Origin of the sequence: Methanofastidiosum sp. (assembly GCA_013178285.1) — an archaeon.
Taxonomy (GTDB): domain Archaea; phylum Methanobacteriota_B; class Thermococci; order Methanofastidiosales; family Methanofastidiosaceae; genus Methanofastidiosum.
The window spans coordinates 40,183-57,392 of record JABLXD010000007.1 but is presented as its reverse complement, the minus strand read 5'-3'; the positions used below and the strand labels follow the sequence as shown (position 1 = coordinate 57,392).

General features: G+C 33.1%; 17 protein-coding genes. 13 read left to right on the top strand and 4 right to left on the bottom strand.

The window, feature by feature from the left end; all coding sequences use genetic code 11:
* Positions 1 to 17 precede the first annotated feature (17 nt).
* The 4 genes from HPY60_04005 to HPY60_03990 are packed head-to-tail and all read left to right on the top strand — an operon-like array spanning position 18 to position 4,067.
* Positions 18 to 1,328 (top strand): adenylosuccinate lyase, encoded by a 1,311-nt coding sequence (locus HPY60_04005; protein ID NPV50345.1) that lies wholly within the window; start codon positions 18 to 20, stop codon positions 1,326 to 1,328.
* On the top strand, positions 1,309 to 2,898 hold the full coding sequence (locus HPY60_04000; GenBank protein ID NPV50344.1) for a DUF5591 domain-containing protein: 1,590 nt from the start codon (positions 1,309 to 1,311) through the stop codon (positions 2,896 to 2,898). The genes HPY60_04005 and HPY60_04000 overlap by 20 nt, the downstream gene beginning before the upstream one ends.
* Before the next feature lies 1 nt (position 2,899).
* On the top strand, positions 2,900 to 3,298 hold the full coding sequence (locus tag HPY60_03995; GenBank protein ID NPV50343.1) for a YjbQ family protein: 399 nt from the start codon (positions 2,900 to 2,902) through the stop codon (positions 3,296 to 3,298).
* A gap of 4 nt (positions 3,299 to 3,302) precedes the next feature.
* Positions 3,303 to 4,067, top strand: a complete 765-nt coding sequence (locus HPY60_03990) for an inositol monophosphatase (protein ID NPV50342.1) — start codon at positions 3,303 to 3,305, stop codon at positions 4,065 to 4,067.
* Here the strand turns inward: HPY60_03990 and HPY60_03985 are convergent.
* On the bottom strand, positions 4,064 to 4,606 hold the full coding sequence (locus HPY60_03985; GenBank protein ID NPV50341.1) for a redoxin domain-containing protein: 543 nt from the start codon (positions 4,604 to 4,606) through the stop codon (positions 4,064 to 4,066). The genes HPY60_03990 and HPY60_03985 overlap by 4 nt on opposite strands.
* Before the next feature lie 125 nt (positions 4,607 to 4,731).
* Here HPY60_03985 and HPY60_03980 point away from each other — a divergent pair, with 125 nt between their 5' ends.
* Complete coding sequence (locus HPY60_03980) at positions 4,732 to 5,601, top strand: ATP phosphoribosyltransferase (protein ID NPV50340.1); 870 nt, start codon at positions 4,732 to 4,734, stop codon at positions 5,599 to 5,601.
* A 9-nt stretch (positions 5,602 to 5,610) separates the two neighbouring features.
* On the opposite strand, the gene HPY60_03975 is transcribed toward HPY60_03980, so the two are convergent.
* Positions 5,611 to 7,023, bottom strand: a complete 1,413-nt coding sequence (locus HPY60_03975) for a hypothetical protein (protein ID NPV50339.1) — start codon at positions 7,021 to 7,023, stop codon at positions 5,611 to 5,613.
* Between the two features lie 161 nt (positions 7,024 to 7,184).
* Between HPY60_03975 and HPY60_03970 the strand changes: the two genes are divergently transcribed.
* Together HPY60_03970 and HPY60_03965 are read left to right on the top strand one after the other, a co-directional pair.
* The gene (locus tag HPY60_03970; GenBank protein ID NPV50338.1) at positions 7,185 to 7,961 is read left to right on the top strand and encodes an Mrp/NBP35 family ATP-binding protein; all 777 of its coding nucleotides are present in this window, start codon (positions 7,185 to 7,187) and stop codon (positions 7,959 to 7,961) included.
* Positions 7,958 to 8,812 carry an MBL fold metallo-hydrolase gene (locus tag HPY60_03965; protein ID NPV50337.1) on the top strand — a complete coding sequence of 285 codons (855 nt, stop codon included), beginning with the start codon at positions 7,958 to 7,960 and terminating at the stop codon, positions 8,810 to 8,812. Before HPY60_03970 ends, HPY60_03965 begins: the two co-directional genes overlap by 4 nt.
* Here the strand turns inward: HPY60_03965 and HPY60_03960 are convergent, their stop codons facing one another.
* Positions 8,813 to 9,082, bottom strand: coding sequence for an acylphosphatase (locus tag HPY60_03960; protein ID NPV50336.1), 270 nt, complete (start codon positions 9,080 to 9,082; stop codon positions 8,813 to 8,815).
* Positions 9,083 to 9,181: 99 nt separating this feature from the next.
* On the opposite strand from HPY60_03960, the gene HPY60_03955 reads away from it, so the two are divergent.
* The 3 genes from HPY60_03955 to HPY60_03945 are packed head-to-tail and all read left to right on the top strand — an operon-like array spanning position 9,182 to position 13,536.
* On the top strand, positions 9,182 to 10,000 hold the full coding sequence (locus HPY60_03955) for a hypothetical protein (GenBank protein NPV50335.1): 819 nt from the start codon (positions 9,182 to 9,184) through the stop codon (positions 9,998 to 10,000).
* A 32-nt stretch (positions 10,001 to 10,032) separates the two neighbouring features.
* On the top strand, positions 10,033 to 12,855 hold the full coding sequence (locus tag HPY60_03950; GenBank protein ID NPV50334.1) for a M1 family metallopeptidase: 2,823 nt from the start codon (positions 10,033 to 10,035) through the stop codon (positions 12,853 to 12,855).
* Positions 12,856 to 12,864: 9 nt separating this feature from the next.
* Positions 12,865 to 13,536 (top strand): hypothetical protein, encoded by a 672-nt coding sequence (locus tag HPY60_03945; protein NPV50333.1) that lies wholly within the window; start codon positions 12,865 to 12,867, stop codon positions 13,534 to 13,536.
* Positions 13,537 to 13,546: 10 nt separating this feature from the next.
* On the opposite strand, the gene HPY60_03940 is transcribed toward HPY60_03945, so the two are convergent.
* Positions 13,547 to 13,750: a dodecin domain-containing protein gene (locus HPY60_03940; GenBank protein ID NPV50332.1), complete on the bottom strand. Its 204-nt coding sequence runs from the start codon at positions 13,748 to 13,750 to the stop codon at positions 13,547 to 13,549.
* A 96-nt stretch (positions 13,751 to 13,846) separates the two neighbouring features.
* On the opposite strand from HPY60_03940, the gene HPY60_03935 reads away from it, so the two are divergent.
* The 3 genes from HPY60_03935 (at position 13,847) to HPY60_03925 (ending at position 17,209) form a co-directional block, all read left to right on the top strand.
* Positions 13,847 to 14,596: an alpha/beta fold hydrolase gene (locus HPY60_03935; GenBank protein ID NPV50331.1), complete on the top strand. Its 750-nt coding sequence runs from the start codon at positions 13,847 to 13,849 to the stop codon at positions 14,594 to 14,596.
* Between the two features lie 54 nt (positions 14,597 to 14,650).
* Positions 14,651 to 15,175, top strand: a complete 525-nt coding sequence (locus tag HPY60_03930) for a 2'-5' RNA ligase family protein (protein NPV50330.1) — start codon at positions 14,651 to 14,653, stop codon at positions 15,173 to 15,175.
* Between the two features lie 117 nt (positions 15,176 to 15,292).
* On the top strand, positions 15,293 to 17,209 hold the full coding sequence (locus tag HPY60_03925) for an aconitate hydratase (GenBank protein ID NPV50329.1): 1,917 nt from the start codon (positions 15,293 to 15,295) through the stop codon (positions 17,207 to 17,209).
* The last annotated feature ends 1 nt before the right edge of the window (position 17,210 follow it).

Sequence of the window (17,210 nt, the reverse complement as noted above, 5' to 3'; positions counted from 1 at the left end):
AAAATAGATTAGGTGTAATAATGATCCATCCGATTGATAATAGATATGGTTCTGTTGAGATGAGAAAAATATTTGATGAGGAGGAGAGGCTAAATAAGATGCTTCTAGTTGAAGGTGCAATAGCAAAGGCCCATTCAGAATTAGGCCATATACCAAAAGAAGCAGGAAATGAGATCTTCAAAAAAGCAAATACAAAATATGTTTCTCTTGAAAGAATGAAAGAGATTGAAGCTGAGATCAATCACGATATTATGGCGTTAGTTCTTTCTTTATCGGAACAATGTGGTGAGTACGGAAAGTATGTTCACCTAGGAGCAACTTCTAATGACATTAATGATTCTGCAACGGCCCTTCAATTTGTTGAAGCATTCAAGATTATATTTCGGGATTTAAATAAACTTGAGAATATATTAATAGAATTATCCAAAAAATATAGAGATACAGTTTGTGTAGGAAGAACTCATGGGCAGCATGCTATACCAACGACTTATGGAATGAAGTTTGCAATCTTCTTAGATGAAATAAGAAGGGCGAATGATAGGCTTGAATTCTCATATAGTAACGTTTCTGGAAAGATTTCTGGTGCAGTTGGAACTATGGCATCATATAAAGATGGGCCTGAATTACAGAAAAGAGTGGGAGATATACTTGGTATTAAAATGGCAAAAATATCAAATCAAGTTGTATCTAGGGACATATATGCAGACGTTATGTTTTCTTTGGCTTCTATAGCTTCAACTTTAGATAAACTGGCATTGGAAATAAGAAATCTTCAAAGAACAGAGATAATGGAGATTGCAGAAGGATTTGGTAAAAAACAAGTTGGATCTTCAACCATGCCAAACAAAAAAAATCCAGTAACTTGTGAAAAAATATGTGGTCTTGCAAGAGTATTATATTCTAATGTGTTTCCTGCCCTCTTAAACAATCCTCTGTGGCATGAGAGAGATCTTACCAACTCTTCTTGTGAAAGGGTAATCCATCCCGAGTCATTTATTCTTTTGGATGAAATGCTCAAAGGAACTATCAAAGTTCTATCCAATTTAGTATTCTACGAGTCAAATGTAAAAAAGAATTTGGGGCTTACTGGCTATTCAAATTTAGCGGAGGTACTAATGCTAAAGCTAGTTGAGAAGGGAATGGGTAGACAAGACGCTCATGAAATAATGAGATTAGTTTCTATGAAAGAAGGTCTATTTATTGACAATGTTAAGAAGGATAAAAAGATAACAGAACTTTTATCTGAATCTGAAATAGACGATGCGTTAAATCCTGAGAAATATATTGGTTATGCTAAAGAGATAGTGGATGATGTCATTGGAAAATAATCTTTCATTTGAAATACTATATGAAGATGGCCATAGGCTGGGTAAAGTCTCCCTAAATAGTACTTTAGAAAATACTCCGTTCCTTATTAAGAATAATATGAATTTTTTACAATTTGGCAGCATAACTATAGAAAAGCCCATATCTTATCTTGTTTCTGAAACTTACAAAAGAGAAAAATATGATTTGACAACAGCCCCACTGATTGATATACCTTTTGACTTACCCTTAAAAGAGGCTAAAAAACTATCTAGTTTGAACATTTCCATAACCAATCAAAATACTGATGATTGTCTTCCAATATATCTCACGAAATATAAAGAAATTAATCAAGAACTTTTTGAGGCAATACCTGAAAAATCTATTTATTTTTTCAAAAGAATACCAGATGAAAGAATTCTTCTCGATTTCTTTTTTAGATTAAAAGAAAAATATCCCTCTTCACTTTTTTTCATCAATTCAAAAAATTATGAAATCCCAATATTCCTATTTATAGGATTTGATTTGTTTTTACATGAAGAAAACAATGAGCATTTTTTTAAGGAGTATCTCTCAAATCCATCGCCGGAAATAGTTGAGATGTATTCTAACGGGTCTGTAGATTCGAGAAGATTACTAAGAATACTTTACAAAGAATTTTATGATTCATTTGAAATTCATTTACGAAGAGAATTTAAACGTTCTTATTACATAGACGATATTTCCTTGGAAAGACCCCAAGTTGTGAGATGGAGAAATGAAATAGAGGAATATTATTCTCCGTCTACAGATATAATTTTATTACTTCCATGCAGTGCAAAAAAACCTTATCGCGTATCTAAATCCCATACAAAAATTATTTCATTTCTAAAAGATTTTCTAAAAGATAAATACTCTAATATCTCTCAGTTGATTCTTACCTCTCCTTTGGGCGTAGTTCCAAGGGAACTTGAAGATTATGCAGACTATGATATTCCAGTCACTGGTCACTGGAGTCAGGAAGAGTTGGATTGCCTTTCTGAATTATTGCTTTCCTTACTAAATAAATGTAATAATCCAATTGTAATTGCTCACTTCGGTGAAAATAGCCCTTATTTAAAAGCTCTCGAAAAACTACCTTTTGAGATATTATATACAAAAGGTTCTCTTGAAGAATTAAAAAATATACTTGAAGCTAATAGAATTTTTTGGGATAAAGAGCCTTTAAATGAATATAAGATAAAAGCACAAAAAATGTTTTCTTTTCAATTTAAAAAAGAATTTGATTTACCATTTGATTATCAAGAAAGAAGAAAAAGCACTGACTTACTATTTAATAAGAAAAACATTGGTATTTTCCAGAATAAAATCAAAGTCAATGTTAAAGGTGGCGAATTAATTAAAGATTCATTATGGGTAAACATAGATTTTGATTTAAGAGGGGATATTTTCTCAAAAGGAATCGTAAGTTGTTCCAGTAACATTAGGCCCGGTGACGATGTGATTGTTCAGAAAAATAATAAATGTATTGGGGTGGGAGAGGCGATAGTTTCAGGAGAGGTCATGAAAAATTTAAATAGAGGAAAAGTTGTTAAAATTAGAATGAGAGGATAATTTGGATAACACCATAAATCTAAAAACAAACAAGAGAATTGACTCAATAGAAATAACAAAATATGTAGAATCTATTATATCCAAATCAAATATTTCCTCTGGATTATGTGTAATTTATTCTCCACACACTACTACTGGTATAATGATTAATGAAGGTTACGATCCTTCAGTTGTTGACGACATAAACAATTTCTTATCAGAATTGGTACCTCACAATAGGAATTACAAACATCTCGAAGGAAATTCTGATGCCCATATAAAGAGTTCTATAATCGGCCCTTCTAAAACAATTATTATTGAGAATGGAAAAATTTCTTTAGGAACATGGCAGCAAATATTTTTCATGGAATTTGATGGGCCACGATCAAGAAAAATACATGTAAAATTAATTAAAGGTTGAATTTATGCTTCAAACTGCCTTCAGTGCTGCAAGAGCATCTGGTGAAATCTTAAAAAAATATTATAGAAATGATTGTGGAATTTATAAAAAGGGAGATTTTGATCTAGTTACTGATGCAGACTATGAATCTGAAAATAAAGCAATGGAGATAATAAGTCAAAAATATCCAAATCATTCTTTTTTGTGCGAAGAATGCGGGTATTCTGGAAATAAAGAATCAGAATACAAATGGTTAGTTGACGCACTTGACGGAACAATAAATTTTTCTAGATGTATCCCATTGTTCTCTGTTTCTATTGCTTTATTAAAGAATGATAGCCCAATCCTTTCAGTAATATACAATCCAATAACTGAAGATTTTTACTTTGCAGAAAAAGGCAAGGGTGCTTATATTAATGATAAAAGAATTTTTATTTCTAATAAACTCAATCTTACCGATTCCCTAATAGTAACAGATTTAACTAAAGATAGGGATTTTCATGAAGAATTTTTTAAGATAATTTCTTCATTTTCAAAAGATGTTCTGGGTATCCGTCTAAATCAATCTACTTCAATTAATATGGCATTTGTTGCAGAAGGTAGATATGACATTTTTATAAAAAATAAAATCAATTATTATGATGCAGTTGCTGGCTCATTGATTTGTGAAGAAGCTGGCGGGATTGCCATTGATTTTTTTGGGAATAGCTTATCCAATTCTTCTAAAGGAGTTATAGTTTCCAATAGTGAATTGACTAAGAAAGTTTTAGAAAGGATAAATTTATTTTAACTATTTTGGGCTTTATCCAGTAACTCTATGGCATCTATTACTTTAGTTATATGGGCCCACATCTTACTTTGTTCCCATAACTCAATTAAATTGTCTGCATATCCAGAAAACCTATAATACATCTTTTCTCTGTTCCATACTTTAGATACAATACCTTTTTTGTTAATTAGAAATGTCATTGGAAGGATTCTCTTGTTATTTTCTTTATCAAGAAATACTACGCCATACTCTTCTGATACTTTGTAATCAAAATCGCTTAGTAGCATTATATCTGGATTATGTTCTAAGCAAAAATTACTAATTTCTTTTTGTGACACAGGGCCAACTCCAACCAATTCTGCCTTTAATTCTTTAAAATCATCTTTTACTTTTGAGTAGTAAAGTATGTCGGAATTCTCAGATTCAAGAATACTTTTATCAAAAAAGAAGAGTACTATCCAATCACTTTTTATTTCATTTAAACAGACCTTTTTTTCATCTTTATTGTATAAACAAAAATTTAATGCTTTCTCCCCTTCTAAATGTTTTTCATATGGCATAATTACTATTAAAATTTCTTTTTATTTATCTCTTTTGTAAATATAATAAAGAGATTATAGGATTTAGTGCATAAAATATATAAACAGTTTTCAAGGACCAGATTTATAATTAAAAAGTGAGAGAAATGATGCTTAAAATTGGATTGCCCAAAGGTAGCTTACAGGAATCTACCCTTAATATGTTTAAAAAAGCAGGTTATTCTATCAATATCTCTTCTAGGTCTTATAAACCGTCGATTGATGATACAAATATCGAATGCTTATTGATTAGAGCACAAGAAATACCAAGGTATGTAGAAAAAGGAATAATTGACATAGGTTTAACTGGATTAGATTGGGTAATTGAAAACAATGCAGATGTAGTTAACGTAGGAAAACTAGTCTATGCAAAACAAGGATTAAAACCTGTAAGGTGGGTCTTAGCTGTTTCAGATTCTTCAAAAATAAAGACTATTGAGGACCTTAACGGAAAAAGAATTGCAACTGAAGTAGTCAATATTACAAAGAAATACTTGACTGACAAAGGAGTAGATGCATCAGTAGAGTTCTCTTGGGGCGCTACAGAAGTAAAAGTTCCAGAGCTTGTCGATGCAATAGTGGATCTTACTGAAACAGGATCATCCCTCAAAGCTAACAATCTTAGAGTTCTTGATACACTATTAGAATCTACAACAGTTCTGATAAGTAATAAAGAATCATGGAAGAGCAGCTGGAAAAGAAAAAAGACCGAAGATCTTTTCATGTTGTTGAAGGGTGCATTAGCAGCAGAATCAATGGTCGGAGTTAAGATGAACGTTCAGAAATCAAATCTTGAAGAAGTAATCTCAGTTCTACCCGCTTTAAGAAAACCAACTATTTCTAATTTAAGTTCAGATGGTTGGGTCGCAGTTGAAACAATAGTCGATGAAAAAATAATTAGAGATTTAATACCTAAATTAAAAAGCGCTGGTGCAGAAGGAATAATAGAATATCCTTTAAATAAAGTAATATATTAAAAATAAAATTTAGAATTTTTTGAGAGGCCTTATGGGTTCTGCAGAAGGTCTTGATATGGGCTGTTGAGATGGTCTATTACTTTGTTGCTGTGATGGCCTAGAAATCTTTCCAGGTAGTGTAAGTTTTCTACCGCCTCCACTTCCACCTTTTCCCCTAATTATTATAATAAGTAGTATAGCAACAATAATTGCAAGGACAATTTCAATTATTGTGTGGATAGAAAATGTGGTTAGGCTTTCTCCTCCTGAACCGGATACTCCTCCAAGTATTCCGCCAAGAGGCCTATTGGCAGCGTTCATAGCATCTTCACACAATTGTACTGCTTGACAGTCATTAATTTCAGTGTAAAGTGTCTTTGCTTCAGAATAATATGTTACTGCATTTTTCAAGTCGCCTGCAAAAAATCTAGTTTGACCCTGCATAAATTTGTCATTCGCTTCCATTCTTTTTATTAACTTGTCAATTTCTTGTACAACTAATATGTTGTTATTTTCTTCGTAAATTTCCCTTGCCTGATTTAAAGATATTTTTGCATTTTCATAGTCACATGCGTCATAGTAAAGTCTTCCTTGGTCATAAAAGTTCTTACCAACATTTTTCACTGTTGCTCCAATCTCTCTAAACATATCATAGTCTGCCCCATATTTGTCAGAATAAGTAAGTCTTACTCTTATGACCTGCGTTCCAATAGGGGCCTCATAAGAAGCTCTGATATATAACGATCCAGTAATTTGCCCACCTGGTTGAAGTACACTTTGATTTACAGGAGGGTCGATTATCCCTTTTACCATAGGAGTGTCTTGGACAACAGTCATCTTCAGATTGTATGCTGACTCAGTATTGTTAATATTTGTTATTCTGAAAGGAATATTTGGTAAATAAGGAACTACAAGTTCAACTTCACAAACTCCTTGCTCGATATCTATTTGATATTTATCAAATTCTAAAGTGATTAATGGGTCATTTCTTTTAATCTTGATAGTTGAAAATACAGTCAGTAAAGATGGCTCACAACCTTCCCTACATCCACCTATACCAGTTGCCACAACTACAGGAAGCAAGTATTCTCCACTCAGTGCCTTAGTCGTTATTTTAACAGTTAAAATAACAGTTTCTTCTTGTTCAGGATCCATTCGAACAGGAAATAATTTCTTTCCTTCTACTATCTGAAAAGCAGCTTTAGCTTCCTTTGTCATTGAATCTTCATCAATATATGCAAGTGTATCCCACATTACATCATTTACTGTATTTTTCACTTTTACACTAACTTTAATCTCCTGATTTGGTGTTGCTTCAGTGGGATAATCTAGAGAAACTTCAGGCAACAAACTTTTTTCATCTTCATCTTGGGCACCAATATAGGTTCCAAAAGTAGAAAATAGCATTAATAAAATTAAAAGGATAGTTATTGATTTGTTCATACTATATAAATTAAGGACTTAATTTCTTTATAAACGTTTTGCATTTAATGTAAATATAGATGACATATTCCTAATATTTTCTATTATTTTTAATTTTTTTTATTTTAGGCATATCTAAAAAGTTTTAAATAGTATTGAATAAATATTCCAACGTGGTATAAATGGTTTCTAACCTTCAAGAACAACTGAAAGTTCAAAAGATGAACATTGATGAAAGAATGTCAAAAATTGGCAAAAAAATAGCTATTGGGAGCGGTAAAGGAGGCGTTGGAAAATCTGTTGTTACTTCATTAATTGCGTCTTATCTAGCTAAACAAGGAAAAAGTGTAGGCATATTAGACCTCGATATAACGGGGCCAAGTATACCCATGATGTTTGGCACAAACGAAAAACCAATAGGTGGTAGCTCAGGTATAATGCCAGTACTAACTGAAAGTGGAATCAAAATAATGTCAATGAGTCTACTCTTGCCTAAAAATGAAGATGCTGTAATATGGAGGGGCCCAATGATTAGCGGAGCAGTATCTCAGTTCCTTGCAGATATTATTTGGGATGAACTCGACTATTTATTGTTCGATCTCCCTCCTGGAACAAGTGATGTTCAGTTGACATTAATGCAGAGTATCAAATTAGATGGATTTTTAGTAGTAACATCTCCTCAGATTCTTGCCGCAACAATTGTAAAAAAAGCAATATCGATGGCTCAAGAACTAAATGTTAAAATTATTGGTGCTGTAGAAAATATGTCTTATGCAACATGTCCGGATTGTGGTAGTAAAATCAAAGTGTTTGGGAATGGTGATGACAACAAGATGGGAGTCCCAATTGTTGGCACAATACCAATCGATCCAGAAATATCAAGATTATGTGATGAAGGTAAAATAGAAAAATATGAAATAGATCTTGGAGGTATATTTGAAATATTGGAAGGATTATGATGCATGCAAAGATTAAATGTGTTGTAGATAATAATGTAAAGCTTTCCTCAAATTTTTGGGGAGAGCATGGAATTAGTTTTTTAATTGAAAATAAAGAAAAAATATTATTCGACACTGGCAAAACTTTTGAAGTGCTTAATCATAATTTAGAGGTATTAGGTGAAAAAAAAGAGGAGATATCTAAAATCTTCATTAGTCATGGGCATTATGATCATACAGGCGGATTAATCGGCATAATGAAACATACAAATGCAAAAATATTTGCCCATCCCTCTATTTTCGATCAAAAATATAAAAAAACTCCCGAGGGACCTAAATATATAGGTGCCCCATTTAAGGATAAAGACTTACAAGAGATCTTGCTTACTAAAGAAAGCGTCGAATTGTCTAAGAATATATTTACTACTGGAGAAATAGAGAGAACTTTTGATTTTGAGAAAGTCTCAACAATATTTCAGAAGAAAGTAGGGTCGAAGTATAATCATGACGATATACCTGATGACCAAGCTTTAGTTATTAAAACAAATGTTGGTGGAGTTGTGATCTTAGGCTGTAATCATTCCGGCCTTTTAAATACAATTGAGCATTCTAAGGATATTATAGGCGATGACGTTTTTTTAGTTCTGGGGGGGACACACCTTGTTTCAGCAGATGAAAAAAGGATATCTTTAACCATAGAGTATCTTAAAAAATATGGAATAACTTTGTTTGGATTCCATTGCACCGGTGATCACGCTTCTTCAATACTTTGCCATGCACTTGACAAAATGTATTGCAGAGGATATACAGGATTTGAGGTACTAACAGAATTTGAGGGATATCATTTAGGAAAAGATACAAAATGCCAATAATTATCTAATTAAAAACTCTTTGAATTCTCCCTTGTACTGTTCGTTTATTACTTCGACCTTATCTACTCTGGCATACTTTGGACCAACTTCACACCATTGAATCATCTTATTAACACAAAGATCTTCTCCCTCTATCACCGCTTCTACTCTACCATCTTGGAGATTCCTCACATAACCAGTAACTTTAAGCCTTTCAGCTTCTTTTTGGGCATTAGCACGATAAAAAACTCCTTGTACTTGTCCCGAGACATAAATTCTTACTCTTTTCATCGATAATTATTATATTTTGAATTTCTTAAAGCTTGTGTTTGAATAATGGTATAATATTAACATAATTACTCTTTTATAGTTTGAGACTTAGTAATATTTATGAAAGGTTTCAAAGAACGCCAAAATATTAAGACAGATATACAGCTTTTAGATGATTTAATAATTGATGGTCTCCCTAGAGACTCATTTATGGTATTGCTCGGGGAGGGAGGAACAGGTAAATCTGCAATCCTTGGGGAGTTATGTTATAGATTTCTTAAAAAAGGGGAACCCGTAATATACGTTGCATTAGATAACTCTCCAGCGTCTGTTTTCTCAGATATCAGTAGTTTAGGTTGGGATCTTACTCCTTTTTGTGAAAAGGGCTTGATCAGATTTTTAGACTGTTTTTCTTTTAGGATGAAAACAGATTACGATGAAAAATGTATTACTGTTCTAAGAGAGCCAGATGACTTACCCAATTTTACGGATAAATTAGTTAGTATAATGGACGAATTAAATATGGATGGAAAAGGTATAGTGTTGATTGACTCCCTCACTGAATTTATGACCTTGTCAGATCCTTCTCAAGTAGTAGACTCCGTTAAAAATTGGAGGGCTAGAGGAACAAAGGAAAGAAATGTATTGTTTGTCACGACACTACATTATGGTCTTAAGGCATTTGAAGGATTTGCTGACGTATTTGATTATATTGTGGATGGAATTATAGATTTAAGATATGATCCGACTTACATGGCTTCAGATATACTTCTAAAACAGATAAGAGTCAGAAAAATTAAAGGTGCGGATCATTATACTAATTGGGTCAATTTCGTTATACAAAAAGGTGGGTTAAAGCCGCTGATAATTGAAACTAAAAAAACAAAGAAGAAAAAAACTTCAAATAAATCAAAAAATAAAAATCCAAAGAAAACTTAATTATTTTACTCTCAAGATGAAAAGGTGCAAATATGAAAAGAATGTTCAAGTATTATCCTGAGGATTTCAAGGATCTTCCAGTCAAAGTAATTCATATGGATTTAGTTTTTGATGTATACGATACATATACAAATGTTAAATCAAAACTTAGGATTAAATCGCTAAAATTACCTTTATCGAAGATTGAACTTAACGCAAAAAATCTGGAAATCTTATCAATATCCGTAGATAATGGTGAGACTAATTACGAATATAGAAAAGATGAAAATATCATTATTATAAATTTTCAGAATCCTGTTCCTCCTGATACTGAGTTCGTAATCAATACAGAAACCATATGTAAGCCGACTAAAAATATCTTAGAAGGGCTATATTATGATGAGACTCCTCAAGGAGCACCACCACAACAAATTACCCAATGCCAACAGTGGGGATTCCAAAGAATCGTTCCATGTTTTGATGATATGATGGCAAAATGCACTTACACAACCACAATTATTGCAGACGAGAGATATACCAATTTAATCACAAATGGGGACATAGTTGAAGAAAGACATTCCATTGGCGGAGGAAGAGACAGAATAAAATATGCCAATCTAATAACTCCTATGGCGCCATATCTTTTCTTTTTAGGAGTTGGAACTTATTCAACTTATACAAGAGAAGTTGAGTACCCCGATGGACACAAGTTCATGTTAGAATTACTTGTTCCACCAGATTCAGTTAAAGAAATAGTGGAAAAAGCATTGGATGTACTGCACAACTGTGTATTATGGACATATATTTTTACAGGGCCAAATCAATACGATAATCTTGACATCAGAAATGAAATGATGTCCTTAATCGAAGAAAGAGAAGAATATAAAATTGAAGGGAACAGTCAAAAACTTCAATCGTTGAGGAATAGATTGTCTGAGTTAAATGGTAGAATAATCCCAGGATACAAATACACTGGGACAGTCTATCGCGAAATTGGAATGCAAAATTCTGACTTTGGCGGAATGGAAAATGTCGGGAATACAACAATTAGCACTAATAGAATTATGCCTTTCGATGACATGACAGATGGAGGATTTGAATACATGACTTCTGTCAAGGTACATGAATATTACCATAACCTAAATGGCTCAGAAGTTACAGGAAAAGATCCTTTTCAAATATGGTTAAACGAAGCAGTTACAGTCATCATTGAAAAACAGTACCATGAATTCCTTTTTGGAAAGGATTATGGAAGATTAAAAACTGTATTAACTTTACTTGCTCCAAGCAGCGGAACATTTGCTTCTGATCAAGGTTCATCTGTTATGCCAATATTACCAGATGGCTTTAATGATCCCAATGAATTGATAACGGGGGTCACTTATGTCAAAGCTCCCGAATTTGTAAAAATGATTGAAACTTTAATGGGGAAAGAAAAGTTTGTTAAGGGTCTGGATTTGTACCACAAGAGATTCAGCCATGGAAATGCAACAACTGAAGACTGGATTAAAGCGATGGAAGAAGTTTCAGGCATGAGTTTTTATGAAATGTCAAAACAGTGGTTAAAACAAACAGGTTTTCCCACAGTCGATATAAAAACTAAGTACGATCAAAAACTCAAAAAATTAACAATTAAATTAAAACAATTGACTCCACACGAAGGAGTATACTGGACCTTCCCATTAAAAATTGCTATCTTAGACAGCAATGGCAATGATATCATAGATGTAATTACAAAAATAGAAGGCCAAGAGTCAAGTATAGAATTTGATAATATTCCAGAGCCTCACTTTTTATCTTTGAATAGAGATTATTCTTTCTATGGCAAGATAACTTTTGACATTCCCTCTAAAGAAATTATTTCCCAGATAAGAAAAGATAAAAATTTGATTGCTAAATATGTATCTTTTTATAAACTTCTCGATACGGAGAAGATGAGACTTTTGGATAATCTAAATCTTGAGCCAACTGAAGAAATAATAGATCTTTATTATGAATTACTCTCAGATGAAAATCTAATGGAAAATGCAGGTGGTCAGTTCCTTACCATATTTGAATCAGTGGATGAAAGAAAATTTGCACATCATTATACAAAAATGTATTATGTTAAAAAGAAACTAATGGAATCAATCGGAAAAAAATACAAGAAAGAAATTTTAGAGATATATAATAAATATAATGTACCTTGTCAAGGAAAAAACTATGTTGAAACTAAAAGTATCGAAATAAAAAGAAGACAGGTAAAAAATCTTGCTTTATCTTTATTGGCTTCAATTGATACACAAGACATTCACAATATTATAAAAGAACAACTTGAGGGGTCAGATTCTGCAACAGATAAGCTAACGGCTTTTTCCCTGTACCTCAATAGTTCTGCAAGGGATAAAATGGAAGTTCTTAAATTAGTGGAGGAAAGGTCAAGAAAGAATCTAGTAAGCTGGGAGTCATTTCTTGCAATTATCTCATCAAACAGTAGCGAAGATACATTAAAAATAATTAAAAAAATTGAGAGTTCCGATTCATTTAGAATAGAGCAATCTAACGACCAAAGAGCACTTTATGTTCAATTTGCACACAATAGGAAAAAATCATTAGAGACTGAAGAGGGAAGAGATTTCTTGAAAAATTCAATAATAAAACTCTCTAAAATAAATGAGTATACAGCTGTCAATGCAATAAAAGTATTTGGAAATATCGATGATATGGAAGAAAAATACCATTTGGATTTGATCAAAGTACTTGTTGATATTATGTCAAGTATATCACAAGAAAAAATGCCAAGTGTATATAACACTGCTAGGAGATTACTAATTGGGGCTCCAGTAGCTGTTGGTAAGTATAAAGAGAGATATGGGGAACTAAATTTTATCAAATAAGGTTAGTCTATGTCTGAAAATAAAGAATATCTGCCTTTTATAGTAAAAGAAGGCGATAGTTTTTCTGTAGGAGGATTTGTTAGAAGGGACATTGTCCACAGTAACTTTAGGATACCTCACATATCTGTGAACATTATCCCAATAATTAGAGGAACAGAAAAAACAATCCTACACATAAGATCAAAAAAGAGAAAAATAGACCCAAGTAAATATGATTTTAACGGTGGCCATGTTACTTATGAACCAATTCTAATGTTGGGGCCAAAGGTAATCGAAGAATCAAATGATAAAACTGCTTTAAGAGAAACTAGAGAAGAAATTGCCGTTTCAACTGATGGCAGGCCTTATGTATTCTCATCCAGAGATTTGATAAGATTTACAAAGGTTGGGGAGCTTATAACAGGATTTGATAATTCCGCCTCTATTAATGTGGGGTATATGACAGGGTATATTCTCTCCATACCTGCCGATTCAACAATAGTAATTACAGATGAAAATGAAGATGGGTCAATAGAAGAGTTATCCTATAAAGAAATTGACATATCCGAAGTAGTTTCTTTATTCAAAGAAAAACCAATTGATTTTGCAAGTGGCGCAACTGCAGTTCTAAAAGAGTTATCCAATCCCAAAAGTGAGGCATATAACAGATTCTGGCACATTGTAAACATAAATAAAAAATAAAAAATTTAATTTATTCAACAACAAAGATCAATTTAACATTGGCTTTGTACTTAGTTATCTTGCCATCACTTACTTTTCCTGTTAACTTTTCAATTTCCACGCCTTTAATACCGTGGACGGTTTTCGAAGCAACAAAGACTGCTTTTGATACCGCATCTTCCCAACTTATTTCAGATTTTCCAACTACCTCAATCACTTTCGCAACTTCAGACATAAAAATCCCCATTACAATAAGACTTCTTTCTATAAATAGTTTGGGGTCAAGTAAGAATTACATTATCTTTTTATTTTTATTTACATATTCTTGTTCATGACTGTGCAGAAAGTATCTTTTTTTAATTCAAGAGGGCTTAAGATAGTTGGCATACTTGACGGTGAAGGGGATAGATGTGCCATAATTTCAAGTCACTTCACTGGATTCAAAGAAGTTAAACATTACTTTAATCTCGCAAAAACACTCTCAGATAACGGAATATGCGCACTTAGATTTGACTTTAGTGATTGCATAGGTGAATCTGAAGGTACATGTGAGGAGATGAGTGTAACTAATCAGACCAATGATATTATCTCCGCAATTGATTTTCTTGAGGAGAAAGGTATCTCAAAAATAGGTATAATCGGGCATTCACTTGGAGGACTAGTTGCAATAAACGCAGCTGCAAATGATAATCGAATTAAGGCATTAGTCTCAGCAGCAGCTCCAGCAAAGCTTGAGTGGGATACGCTCTTTAAGGAAAAGGAAGCTCAATGGAAGAACGATGGTTACATAACATTTCCCTCTTGGAAAAGAGGAAAGATAAGGATAAACTATGGATTTTATCTAGATTTAAAAAAACAAGATGCAACTAAATTGGTACAAAGAATAAAAGCACCAATTCTTGTAATCCATCCTGAAAACGATGAACTAGTTTCTATTGTTAATTCACAAGAGATATATGAAAATGCAAATGATCCAAAGAATTTTATTGTCATAAAAGGGTCAGACCACATGTTTTCAAAAGAAGAGCATGAGTCTGAACTTATAGGACTTACTTTAGATTGGTTCAAAAAATGGTTATGAAAAAGATCAATAGTAAATAGATATATTTTTATTATAGTAAATAAATTAGTAATCATGTCATTTTTAGTTATTGCATATCCAGAACTCAAAAAGAAGGATTTCAATTGGATTCAGGAACTAAGAAGTAAAAATGATGAGCTTTATTATGATGCCGTAAAACCCCATTTTACTCTTGTATTTCCCGTTTTTTATTTGAATCAAAAACAACTAATTTCTGAAATTAAAGAAAAGTCTAAAGACCTTAAAAAGGTAGATTTTTGTCTTAGATGTGCAGTGCTAAACAAGGATGCATTCAATGATTACTGGCATGCATTTTTAGTGCCCGATGAAGGATTTAGCGGTATTACAAAATTTCATGATAAATTTTATTCAGGTAAGCTAAAAGATGAGCATTTCCTTGCTATTCAGTATCTTCCTCATATAGGTGTTGGTAATTCTATAAATGCAAATGAATGCAAGAAACTCGTTGACGAGTTAAACGAGATGAACTTTGAAGTATTTGGTAAAATAAAAAATCTCACGATAATAAGATATGAAGAGAAGAAGGTAGAGGATATAGAAACAATAGAATTAGATTAGTCATTTTCACTCATTTGTTTTATTTATTACAATAATTTGCCTTAATGTACCCACTAAACTTAAAAACATATTCAATATACCAAAGAAAAGAGCTTATAGTGAACAATTGGTGTTAATATGGCATATAATGTTTCTGAAAAAGTTATATCTGCTCATTTAGTTGAGGGCGAGATGCAAAGTCAAAGTCTTATTGGAATTAAAATAGATCAGACTTTGACACAGGATGCAACAGGTACGCTAGCCTATCTACAGTTTGAAGCAATGGGAGTTCCACGAGTAAAAACTGAGTTATCCGTAAGTTATGTTGACCACAATACCTTACAGACTTCATTTGAAAATGCAGACGATCACGCATATCTACAAAGTGTTGCGAAAAAATATGGCCTAGTTTTTTCAAGACCTGGAAATGGAATTTGTCACCAGCTACATCTTGAGCGATTTGGCATACCCGGAAAAACTCTTCTTGGGTCTGACAGTCACACACCAACAGGTGGCGGAATAGGCATGATTTCTATGGGGGCCGGAGGGCTTGACGTAGCACTTGCAATGGCAGGTGAGCCATTTTACTTGAAAATGCCAAACATTATAGAAGTTTGTCTCGATGGGGAGCTTTCTGATTGGACTTCTGCAAAGGATGTAATTTTAGAACTGTTGAGAAGATTATCCGTTAAAGGCGGAGTAAATAAAATATTTGAGTTTACAGGTAAAGGTATTGAAAGTTTATCCGTTCCAGAAAGAGCAACAATTACAAATATGGGAACTGAACTAGGGGCAACAACTTCTATTTTCCCAAGCGATAAAATAACAAAAAAGTTTATGGAATCTGAGGGAAGAGAGGCCCAATGGAAGAAACTTGAAGCCGATAATACTGCAGAATACTCTGAAACTATTGCTATTGATTTAGGCAAATTGGAGCCAATGATTGCAAAACCACACATGCCCGATAATGTTGTAAAAATAAGTGAAATTGAAGGCACTAAAGTATCCCAAGTTGCAATTGGAAGTTGTACTAATTCATCCTACAAGGATTTAGCGCTAGTATCTGAAGTTCTTAAAGGTAAGACAGTTCATCCGAATGTCAGTTTTGTAGTTTCTCCAGGCTCTAAACAAGTTCTTTCAATGATAGTCAAGGATGGCCATCTAAAGAATATTGTAGATGCCGGAGCAAGAATTTTGGAGTGCACATGTGGGCCATGCATAGGGATGGGCCAAGCCCCCACATCCGGAGGTACTTCTCTTAGGACATTTAACAGGAATTTCAAAGGTAGAAGTGGGACAAAAGATGCAGATATTTACTTAGTAAGCCCGGAAGTTGCAGTTGCAGCAGCTCTTTATGGGGTCATCACAGATCCAAGAAAATTGGGCAAATACCCTAAAATAGACATGCCTGAAAAGTTTGAGATAAATGATAACTTGTTCATCTTTCCAAAAGAAGATGGAAAAGATGTAGAAATAATTAGAGGGCCAAATATAAAACCTGTTCCAAGAAACGAGAGTCTAAAAGATCCTTTGAAAGGCTCCGTCTTATTAAAAACAGGGGATAATATTACAACTGATGATATAATGCCTGCAGGGGCAAAGATATTGCCACTAAGGTCAAACATCCCAAAAATATCCGAATACGCTTTTGAAAGGATAGACAAAGACTTCCCTTCAAGGGCGAAAGCTAAAGGTGGAGGATTCATAGTTGGAGGTAGTAATTATGGTCAAGGATCCTCAAGGGAGCACGCTGCAATAGCTCCAATGTTTTTGGGGGTTAAGGCTGTAATTGCTAAAAGTTTTGCAAGGATACATCATGCAAATTTAGTTAACTTTGGGATAGTTCCGCTTACATTTTCTGATGAAAAAGACTATGACAGAATAGATTCTGGCGATGAGCTATTAATTGAGATAGGGGACTTTAGTAACATCGTCTGTAAGAACATTACAAAGAGTCAAACATACAAGCTCAATAAAAATCTTTTGAGTAGGGATCTAGAACTTTTGAAGGCCGGAGGGGCCTTAAATTATGTATATAACAAAATGAGGAGATAAA

Excerpts from the sequence above, each read along its gene's own strand:
- HPY60_04000 (NPV50344.1), top strand. The coding sequence starts at position 1,309 with ATGATGTCATTGGAAAATAATCTTTCATTTGAAATACTATATGAAGAT.
- HPY60_03990 (NPV50342.1), top strand. The coding sequence starts at position 3,303 with ATGCTTCAAACTGCCTTCAGTGCTGCAAGAGCATCTGGTGAAATCTTA.
- HPY60_03985 (NPV50341.1), bottom strand. The coding sequence starts at position 4,606 with ATGCCATATGAAAAACATTTAGAAGGGGAGAAAGCATTAAATTTTTGT.
- HPY60_03980 (NPV50340.1), top strand. The coding sequence starts at position 4,732 with ATGATGCTTAAAATTGGATTGCCCAAAGGTAGCTTACAGGAATCTACC.
- HPY60_03975 (NPV50339.1), bottom strand. The coding sequence starts at position 7,023 with ATGAACAAATCAATAACTATCCTTTTAATTTTATTAATGCTATTTTCT.
- HPY60_03970 (NPV50338.1), top strand. The coding sequence starts at position 7,185 with ATGGTTTCTAACCTTCAAGAACAACTGAAAGTTCAAAAGATGAACATT.
- HPY60_03965 (NPV50337.1), top strand. The coding sequence starts at position 7,958 with ATGATGCATGCAAAGATTAAATGTGTTGTAGATAATAATGTAAAGCTT.
- HPY60_03960 (NPV50336.1), bottom strand. The coding sequence starts at position 9,082 with ATGAAAAGAGTAAGAATTTATGTCTCGGGACAAGTACAAGGAGTTTTT.
- HPY60_03955 (NPV50335.1), top strand. The coding sequence starts at position 9,182 with ATGAAAGGTTTCAAAGAACGCCAAAATATTAAGACAGATATACAGCTT.
- HPY60_03950 (NPV50334.1), top strand. The coding sequence starts at position 10,033 with ATGAAAAGAATGTTCAAGTATTATCCTGAGGATTTCAAGGATCTTCCA.
- HPY60_03945 (NPV50333.1), top strand. The coding sequence starts at position 12,865 with ATGTCTGAAAATAAAGAATATCTGCCTTTTATAGTAAAAGAAGGCGAT.
- HPY60_03940 (NPV50332.1), bottom strand. The coding sequence starts at position 13,750 with ATGTCTGAAGTTGCGAAAGTGATTGAGGTAGTTGGAAAATCTGAAATA.
- HPY60_03935 (NPV50331.1), top strand. The coding sequence starts at position 13,847 with ATGACTGTGCAGAAAGTATCTTTTTTTAATTCAAGAGGGCTTAAGATA.
- HPY60_03930 (NPV50330.1), top strand. The coding sequence starts at position 14,651 with ATGTCATTTTTAGTTATTGCATATCCAGAACTCAAAAAGAAGGATTTC.
- HPY60_03925 (NPV50329.1), top strand. The coding sequence starts at position 15,293 with ATGGCATATAATGTTTCTGAAAAAGTTATATCTGCTCATTTAGTTGAG.